The organism is Anaeromonas gelatinilytica, assembly GCF_016820635.1.
Taxonomy (GTDB): domain Bacteria; phylum Bacillota; class Clostridia; order Tissierellales; family SIT17; genus Anaeromonas; species Anaeromonas gelatinilytica.
The window spans coordinates 1-8662 of sequence record NZ_WSFU01000096.1 but is presented as its reverse complement, the minus strand read 5'-3'; the positions used below and the strand labels follow the sequence as shown (position 1 = coordinate 8662).

Below are 8662 nucleotides of genomic sequence, written 5' to 3'. Positions count from 1 at the left end.
CAAAGTTATACATAGATATGATTAAATATAGAAAAAATTTTAATTTAATCATACGGTGCACGTTGAGACGTGCGTACTTTTGTCCCACAAAAATCCACAAACATATCCACCGTCTTTATAAACAGGAAAATTGAATAAAATAGATTTCAAAGGCAATTCAGCCTCGTCACATGGGAAAATCTCTATTTCTTTGATTAACGAAGAAATTAGGGATTTTTTCTCTTCATCAGTGATTTTATCATACACTTTATCAAAGTTCGCCAGTAGGGTGTAGATGTTTTCCAGTGTGATAGCATCTTGCTCAACGGCTTTGCGACGCAGCTTTACATCCTCAATCTTTTCTTCCAGCTCTACGATGATGTCATATAGTCCATCAAGCCAGAGGGTCATATCATGGAGCTTGCGTTCTCTAAAACGAGTTTCTTCCGGTAGACTGTCAATTTCATTTTCAAGACGGGTTTTATTAAGCTCAACCTCTTGCAGCTTGGATTCATAATTGCTTAGTTTTCTGTTTAGAGTGGAAGTGTCAATTTCCTTGCCTATCCTTGATTTGATTTCTGATGCAAAATCCTGATTTTTAATCAGCTCTCGGATTGCTTCAATAACCAGCGGCTCAATGTCAGTTTTTTTGAGCATAGCTTTATAGTCACAGCTTTTTCCTCGTGCTGTTCGAGTTTTACTGCACACATAATAGTAAATCTCTTTATATGTACCGTCTTTGTTTGTCCAAGCATGTTTATTGGTGTACATCGGGCCATGGCATTTTGGACATTTTAAAATACCACTTAATAGGTGTGCTCTATTCCGACCTATTTTGGATGGGGATTTTACACCTGTTATTTCTCGCTTTTCATGTACTTCATTCCATAGTTTTTCGCTTATAATCGCCTCATGTTGTCCTTCGGCAATAATATAATTATCTTGTGGAGCTTGCCTGTATTCGTTCTTAGTGCCTTTTACTTTTTCTCGGACACGCCTGCCATAAGAGATTTTATCGCAGTAAACAGGGTTATCAATGATCATTCTGACAAAATGCGTACTCCATTGGGAGAGAGTGCCGTTATCTCATTTTACCTTTTGGATACCCTGCAAATTCAGATAGTTTGCGATTTTATAAAATCCCATATTACCATTTACATATTTGTCAAAAATAATGCGTATCGCCTCAGCCTCTTCCTCTTGGATATAGAGCTGCTTATCTTTGAGGTAGTAACCATAGGGCGCAAACCCACCGTTCCAGCCACCTTGGCGGGCTTTTTCTTTTCGCCCATTCATTGTCTGCTCAAGGATGTTTTCACGCTCTATTTCAGCAACGGCAGACAGCACAGATATTAAAAGCTTTCCGCTTGTTTGGGATGAATCAATTCCTTCTTCAATGCAAATTAGATTAACGACAAAAGACTGGACGTGTTCCAAAGAATTTAAAATATCGGCTGCATTTCTACCAAATCGAGAGAGCTTATAAACTAAAATGTAATCAATTTCTAATCCATTTTCAATATCATATAGCATTTGTTTAAATGCAGGTCTGCCATCTATGGATTTACCGGATTTTCCAGCATCTTCATAAATATTTAAAATCTCCATTTCTTCTCTGTCAGCAAACCTTTTCAAACTGTTTTTCTGCCCATCTAAGCTAAACCCATCAACCTGCATTTCAGTACTTACACGAGGGTAAAGAACGCATTTTTTTCCACTCCTATTCATAGTAGTCACCTCCAATAAATTATTGGAAAACATCAATAAATACTGTTCTTTTAAACAATACGATTTATTTCATCTAAAACTTCTGTACCGTGTTTTTCAATAATCTGAGAAAGTACATTTATGAAATCTTGATAAGCTTTTGTTTTAACATATACTTCATTTTGAGTAGTAGCAGAAGGAGTAGTTGGTTCTTCGTTTGTTTTTATGATATTTTCCATTCGCAATCACCTCCAAGTGTCTTGCTTACATAAAGTATAAGCATATATAACATTTATGAAAAGTTTGTCACTGTATCAATAAGAGTAAAACCAAACACACCGCAAATTTACATAAAGCAAAAATGCGGTGCGATTAGTTTTGTCTGTTTGCCGTATTTGCCACGCACCCCGGCATGGGGATATTTTGAGCTGCCGTTGGCTCGGCATCATAGTCCCGTAATACCGTATGCTTGTCCCAAAACTACGTATACCACAGGAACTCCCCCTCAAGTCTGCGGGAGGTCGTGAGAAAGTATCATTATACCCTATGTGTGTTATTGTGGCGAACGTGCCACCGTTCGGTCTAATGGCTGCATTTAACGCTCCAACTGCTGTAATCCATGCTTATAAAGGCTTTAACCAATTATTTGGTTTCCTACTTTAGCAAGAGTGTTACAGCAGTCTTCATGGCGCTGCCCATTATGTCGCTTTGCTTTTCAGCCACATAAGTTTCGTACTCAAAATACCGTATATTCGGTTGTCAAGGAACATAGGGAAGAATTTTATCTCCCTCTATATGTCCTGACTTTTTTCTTTAGAAAACGGAACATGATTTAGAAAAAACTTTTCAAATATTTTTCTATGGTATGTAATCCTCTTTCGATACCAATACGTACAGCTTTTTCACTTACGCCTTCTGCTTTGGCAATGGCAGTCTTGCTCATGCCCATAAAATAATGAGCGTAGATTCGCTTTGCCTGTTTGTCCGGCAGAGAGGCAATGGCAGAGTGGAGCTGCTGACTTGTAAGCTTACGTTCGTAAATCTCATCGGGTGAAAGAGACACAAACAAGATGTCATGTTCAATTCCATCGCCACGGTCAAGAGAGTAGTGAGCTTTGTAGCGGTATTTCTTTCTCTCATATGCCGCTTCAGCTCTGGTGTATTCTTCAAAGATAGCTAACAACTCGTCAGGTACGTCTACAAACGTGTCCTGAGTGTAGTGGGGGTAATAATCTTTCAGATTAAGTGTTTTCATAGTTTTACCATCCTTTCGATTTTGGGGTTTTGCTGAAATCAAAAGAACGGCGGTGGAGAGCGACAATGAGGTCTTAAAAGCGCAAAAATGCCCGGTCGCATAGCGCAACCGGGCACAAGTGAAATATTAGCAATTATAGATTGATGTGTATGTTCATCTAAAAAGGCATAGTACTCCAGTGGAGGGGTTATGCTTTTTTTAATTGATGAAGCACATGGGGGCGATAGAAAGTAAAAATAGACACAGTGATACCTCCTAAGATACCGCCGTGTCCTTAAAAAGGGCGACTCTCTGTATTCCGATTTTTCAAAAAGGAAATGGCGGATTTAATTACTACTTCAAAACCGCCGTTAAGGTTCGGAACGCAACACTGCCAGCAAACAACGGTTTTGTGTTCGTGTTACAATCAGTCACCAGTTGCGTTGCATATATAGTTTGCAAAAATAAAAGCCGATAATCCGTAAATAGATAACGGGTTATCGGCTCTGCGTCTTTGCGTCTGGCTCTTTGATAACTGACATATTTAGTTGTCTTATGTTAATTAGAGTTTCCTGCTTGCATTTAGGACAAAATAGTGGGAAGTTCTTTAGTTCCGTATCCTCTCGTATTTTTAAGCGAGTTTTGTTTCTACATATAGGACATAATATCCATTGTTCAGATTTATTCATTTTACACCTGCATTTTATTTAGTAGCAAAATACATTTGCTTCACGATTTGCATATCCTGTTAGCACATCACAATCAAATTCTTGCCGGAGAAAATCAGCCAATTCATCTCGTGCTTTTAATATCTGTTCATAATTTAAGTTTTCAAATCCATCAATAGGGAAAAATACATTGTTCGTTTCCTCAGTGATTTTTCCGTCTTCGCTTTGACGCCATATCCACCGTCTGGTTTTAACAGTATGCCTGCTGATATAAACCAATTCCCCTTCTGGCATAGCTACCGCTTGATTTTCTCCTAGTCCAAGAAAATAATCCTGTGCTGTGGAAAAACGAATTTCGATGTCTGATTCCATTTTGTCAATGTCATGTGCACCCATTGGTAAATGATATTTTAGAGAAAAAGCGTTGCCAATGTCTACAATAGAATTGATATGGGGAAGTTGTACGTTTTTCTGAACCCTTTTTGCTAGAGCCTCAATAGAACACATATATTTATTAGGATTTATACCTAATACAGAAAAAGCATCACGATACGCTTTGATATTAGGCAGCTCTCGGATATTTACAGATTGATAAGCGTCAGCAAATTTTCTAATCTGTTTATCAAGCATCTGCTCAATGCGATTATTGAAAGAGTGATTGTCAATACCTTTAGCAACAACAATACCAAGGCAATATTCAGGTAATTTTTCAAATACTTTTTCGTCAACGATAAATTTCTTCATTATATATACTTCCTTTCTGTTAAAGGTAGTGTCAAATTTACTACCTATTTTTTTATATAAAACCTTGTAGTTACAAGGATTTCAAAACTTTTTTAAACAAAAAAGCAATGACCTCCCTTTTTGTGTATAATGTAAGCACCACACTCAATAAAATACGAAAGGTAATCATTGCTTATGGACATTATACTCTATTTAATTCAACTTATTCAATATCAACATAAACAAATCTGTTGGCTTATTAACTTTATCTGTAGATATATCCCTCTCAAACAGTGGGCTTTCGATGATTCCCACTCTCCAAAATACGAAAAATTCAAGATCGATCAGCTTCCACGAATTGATTCCTTTAAACAAGACTGGGAATGGACAGATCTTATTTCATACTACAAGCAGCGCTATAACAAGGTTATCAGACCTGTTTTCCGCCGTGTTGCTGCGACATCCCGGAAAGCTGTCACTGTCCTGCCTGTAATGTTCCTGTCCAGTATCTCATGTGGAACGATGGTAAAAAGAAAAGCCAGGTGCTGTGCAAAGTATGCCAGTCTCATTTTTCTCCAACAAAAGACAACCGTTTTTCCAAGACCAATGTTTTACGATGTCCACACTGTTCAAACGCTCTTGTACCAAAGAAAGACCGTAAGCACTTTATCATCCACAAGTGCGTCAATCCTAAATGCTCTTATTATCTTCACAACCTGAAAAAGATCGATAAAAAAGATTTAAAACAGGATTATGGCAAGAACAAGTACAAGCTCCATTACATCTATCGCGAATTCACGATAGATTTCTTTAAGATGGATCTAAACTCTCTCCCCAAGAACGCCTCATATTTGAAGTTCACGAAATTTGATTGAAACACAATGTCACTCTGCCTTACTCTTCATGTAAATCTTGGGTTGTCGCTTAGAAAGACCAAGCAGGCTCTAAAAGACCTTTACAACATAGACATCTCTCATCAAAGCATTGCCAACTACTGCAAAACTGCCGCCATATGCATTAAACCTTTCGTAGACAACTTTGATTATGGTACCGGCAAGGTATTTACTGCCGATGAGACTTATATTAAGATTCGTGGGGTAAAAGCCTATATCTGCTTCATCATGGATGCTGCAAAACGTTCCATCATCGGATATCAGGTGTCTGATAACCGTGGTGTCGGTCCTTGCATCCTCGCTATGAGAATGGCTTTTCGTCATCTTAGGGAATTGCCAGAGCACTTTAAATTCATTGCGGACGGGTACAGTGCCTATCCATTAGCTGCCCAACAGTTCTTTCATGAGTTTAGTGAAAAATTCAAGATTGAGATTACACAGGTAATTGGACTTACCAACGACGATGAAGTGTCAACAAAATTTCGCTCCTACAAACAAATGATTGAACGATTGAACCGCACATATAAGGCTTCTTATAGACATACAAATGGTTTTGATAACATCGACGGTGCAAACTATGATCTGTCTCTATGGGTTGCCTACTACAACTTTCTTCGTCCTCACAAACATGCCGGTTATAAAGTTCTAAATGAGGTTAAAATGTTAAACGGTTGTGATAACATGCCAGGAAAATGGCAGCTTCTTATCTTTCTAGGACAGCAGACAATTCTCAATCTACAGAAACAAGCAGTTATATAAAAAGGAGCGGAACTGTTGTCAAGTGAACCGTGGAATACCGCAGTGCCTTTGGCACGAGGATATGCCGCGAAAGTTGCTTGACATAAAGTTCACGGATTATCCTATTTAGCAGAAAAGGGGCAACTGCACCCTTTTCCTGCCTTCCGGCGAGGACGGGTCTGGGCAGAGCCCGTTAATGGGTCAAGGGACGAGTCCCTTGTAGGTACTTAGGGCGACGCCCTAAGCCCTCGGAAAGCTTTTTAGTATCAATATCTACAGTTTCAAGGTTCTTTTGAGCTTATTTTTTTAGCTCTGTTTTTTCATAAATCATTTGACACTATCCTGTTAAATAGGTTGAATTGGTATTTGGATTTCGGTTACAAATTTTTTTGTATCATCAGTTATCCCATAATCTATCATCGTAATTTCTTTCGAAAATCCTGTAATACGCAATTTGTGATCCGTTATAAAATCAGCCAGCTTTTCGTATTGTGCAGCGGCGTCCTTGTGGCTTCCACAAAATCGCAGTGTTACACAGGTTTCTTCCTGTAATTCATCTATTGTCCCTGCATAGACATCTTCATGGTCTAAAAGAAGAAAAACCATATCATATTTGTCATATTGTGCATTCAATAGTTTTTCTTTTGATATTCCTACACCAACTTTCCCAAGAAACACAACCGCATCTTGCTGATATTGCTCCAGTTGTCGGATAGAGGTTTCTAAATCAAGGTAAGATTTTATTGAGAGCGTATTCTGTATCCATGCAATACGTCGTTTAGCAATCTGTTTAATGTGGACAGTGTCAAGTTCAGAAGAAAGAGCATCTTGAATCTGTTTCAGGCGATGTTCTATTTTGTTCTCGATTATTTTTAATTCATTTTGCTTGCGAATAACAATCTCTTTCTGTTGCTGTAGCATTAGCTGCATTTTATCAATATCTCGATTATTTAGAAAATCTGCAATTTGTTTTAATGGTATATCTAGCACACGCAAATATCGAATTGTATTAAGACATTCAAACTGGCGAGTACTGTAATAGCGATAGCCTGTTTCATAGTCAATATATTCCGGCTGCAATAGTCCTGCTTTCTCGTAGTGGCGCAGGGAGCCAACACTTAAATGAAACATCTTTGCAACATCGCCAATTTGAAATAATTCGCTTTTTTCCATCTATTTAATCCTCCTATCTAAAACTTATAATGAGTGGATTAGTTTGTTGGGATGTTTATTCATCCAAACAAAAACACTGATACAAATGATAACTGATAGGGCTGAACCTGCCGGAGATGCAATTCCCATTGGGAAAAGTGTATCAGTAAAATACTGTGATGCCAAATATGTAAGTGGGATACGTACGCAAATTATTGAAATCAAATTATGAATAAATGATATACCAGATAAACCGTATGCGCAGAAATAGCCACTAAAACTAAAATGAACTCCTGCAAAAATGCAATCCCAAACATAGCCGCTCATATATTGCCCTCCGAGCAAAACCACTTTGGCATCATTTGTAAATAGTCCGACAGCTGGTTCGGCTGCAAATTGCATTATAATAGCTGAAATTGTGCCAAAAGAAACCGCTATGAAAGTAGCATACTGTAGAGTTTTACGAGCACGATCATGCTTATCAGCACCAATATTTTGTGCGGAAAGTGCAGAAACAGTTGACAGCATGGAAGATGGAACAAGAAACAAAATGCTGATAATTTTTTCAACGATACCTACTGCTGCTGCATCATTTAGTCCCCGTTTATTTGCAATTACAATAATCACAATAAAAGCAATCTGAATAAAACCATCCTGTAATGCAACAGGGACACCAACTTTCAGCAAATTGCCCATGGTATCTTTTTGTGGCTTAAGATCCTCCAGTGAAAGACTTACTCCTATTTTTCGCCTCATAATAATGACTAAAGAAACAATAACACTGATGGTTTGCGATAATGTTGTTCCTAATGCAGCACCAGCTGCACCAAGTTGAAATATCCCGATAAAAAGATAGTCCAGTGCGATATTAGACGCGCAAGCAATTGCAATAAAATACATAGGGCTTTTGGAGTCACCCATTCCACGAAAAATGGAACTGATGATGTTGTACGTAGTAATAAACGGTATACCAGCAAAACAAATTGTAAGATATGAAACGGTTTCTGAAATAGCTTCGTCGGGAGTTGACATAATGGCAACAATTGAATTTACTGCAATGAGTAACACTACCGTAAATATGACTGACAAAGCCATAAACAGAGTAATTGTATTTCCAATGGCAAGGGATGCCTGATTATGATTTCTTGCACCGATTGCGCGTCCAATCATAACTGTAGCACCCATTGCCAGACCGACAATCATGACTGTTAGCATATGCATAATCTGGCTTCCAATAGAAACTGCTGTCGTACTATCAACTCCATTGAATTGTCCGATGATAAACAGGTCAGCCATGCCGTATAGTGTTTGAAGAAAATATGATAGTAAGTACGGTAGTGAGAAATACACAACGGTTTTGAATACACCACCTGTGGTTAAATTCTTTTCCATAAACAGATTCGCGTCCTTTACTCAATTATATTTGAGTATATCATAATGTCTACAACTATTGTAGAGTCAATACATAAAATCAGAGATTTCGCATCAAATTTCCAGTAAAAAAATTAATTTTACTTAAATTGTACTTGATTACATTCATTTAAAAAAATGGTAAGTCTATAGACCGA

At 37.9% G+C, this 8662-nt stretch carries 9 protein-coding genes and 1 pseudogene; 1 reads left to right on the top strand and 9 read right to left on the bottom strand.

The window, feature by feature from the left end:
* Positions 1–48 precede the first annotated feature (48 nt).
* From GOQ29_RS15045 to GOQ29_RS08240, 7 genes and pseudogenes are all read right to left on the bottom strand, one after another.
* Positions 49–780: a recombinase zinc ribbon domain-containing protein gene (locus GOQ29_RS15045; RefSeq protein WP_350445995.1), complete on the bottom strand. Its 732-nt coding sequence runs from the start codon at positions 778–780 to the stop codon at positions 49–51.
* A 72-nt stretch (positions 781–852) separates the two neighbouring features.
* Positions 853–1038, bottom strand: a pseudogene (locus GOQ29_RS15040) (recombinase family protein); the annotation flags it as partial.
* Positions 1039–1065: 27 nt separating this feature from the next.
* On the bottom strand, positions 1066–1707 hold the full coding sequence (locus tag GOQ29_RS15035; protein WP_350445994.1) for a recombinase family protein: 642 nt from the start codon (positions 1705–1707) through the stop codon (positions 1066–1068).
* Between the two features lie 50 nt (positions 1708–1757).
* The gene (locus GOQ29_RS08255) at positions 1758–1925 is read right to left on the bottom strand and encodes a hypothetical protein (protein WP_203372182.1); all 168 of its coding nucleotides are present in this window, start codon (positions 1923–1925) and stop codon (positions 1758–1760) included.
* Positions 1926–2518: 593 nt separating this feature from the next.
* Entirely contained in the window at positions 2519–2941 is a 423-nt protein-coding gene (locus GOQ29_RS08250) for an RNA polymerase sigma factor (protein WP_203372181.1), read from the bottom strand.
* Between the two features lie 476 nt (positions 2942–3417).
* Positions 3418–3609: a cysteine-rich KTR domain-containing protein gene (locus GOQ29_RS08245; protein WP_203372180.1), complete on the bottom strand. Its 192-nt coding sequence runs from the start codon at positions 3607–3609 to the stop codon at positions 3418–3420.
* Between the two features lie 18 nt (positions 3610–3627).
* Positions 3628–4332: a B3/B4 domain-containing protein gene (locus tag GOQ29_RS08240; protein WP_203372179.1), complete on the bottom strand. Its 705-nt coding sequence runs from the start codon at positions 4330–4332 to the stop codon at positions 3628–3630.
* Between the two features lie 860 nt (positions 4333–5192).
* Between GOQ29_RS08240 and GOQ29_RS15030 the strand changes: the two genes are divergently transcribed.
* A complete protein-coding gene (locus GOQ29_RS15030) occupies positions 5193–5963 on the top strand; it encodes an integrase core domain-containing protein (protein ID WP_350445993.1) in 771 nt (256 codons plus the stop codon).
* A gap of 324 nt (positions 5964–6287) precedes the next feature.
* Here the strand turns inward: GOQ29_RS15030 and GOQ29_RS08230 are convergent, their stop codons facing one another.
* Together GOQ29_RS08230 and GOQ29_RS08225 are read right to left on the bottom strand one after the other, a co-directional pair.
* Positions 6288–7115, bottom strand: a complete 828-nt coding sequence (locus tag GOQ29_RS08230; protein WP_203372178.1) for a MerR family transcriptional regulator — start codon at positions 7113–7115, stop codon at positions 6288–6290.
* A 24-nt stretch (positions 7116–7139) separates the two neighbouring features.
* Positions 7140–8486: an MATE family efflux transporter gene (locus tag GOQ29_RS08225; RefSeq protein WP_203372177.1), complete on the bottom strand. Its 1347-nt coding sequence runs from the start codon at positions 8484–8486 to the stop codon at positions 7140–7142.
* Positions 8487–8662: the final 176 nt, after the last annotated feature.